Annotated in this window: 1 rRNA gene; it reads left to right on the top strand. The window is 47.3% G+C overall.

Annotated elements, in window-relative coordinates:
- Positions 1-252: ribosomal RNA gene (locus tag QOS10_RS09530) — 16S ribosomal RNA — on the top strand; the annotation flags it as partial.
- Positions 253-395 lie beyond the last annotated feature (143 nt).

Raw genomic sequence — 395 nt, 5'->3', positions numbered from 1 at the left:
CGATCTCAGTTCGGACTGTAGGCTGCAACTCGCCTACACGAAGTCGGAATCGCTAGTAATCGCGGATCAGCATGCCGTGGTGAATACGTTCCCGGGCCTTGTACACACCGCCCGTCACACCATGGAAGTTTGTAACGCCCAAAGTCGGTGGCCTAACCATTTTGGAGGGAGCCGCCTAAGGCGGGACAGATGACTGGGGTGAAGTCGTAACAAGGTAGCCGTAGGAGAACCTGCGGCTGGATCACCTCCTTTCTAAGGAATAAAACGGAAACCTACACATTGTCGAAACTTTATTCAGTTTTGAGGGGTTTACCCTCAGAGCTTGTACTTTGAAAACTAAATAATATCTAATTTCTTTATTTATTAAAACAATAAACCGAGAACACCGCGTTATT

Source organism: Limosilactobacillus galli (genome assembly GCF_947381495.1).
GTDB classification, from domain to species: Bacteria; Bacillota; Bacilli; order Lactobacillales; family Lactobacillaceae; genus Limosilactobacillus; species Limosilactobacillus galli.
The sequence above is the reverse complement of the archived record's forward strand: the minus strand, read 5'-3'. Positions and strand labels throughout refer to the sequence as shown.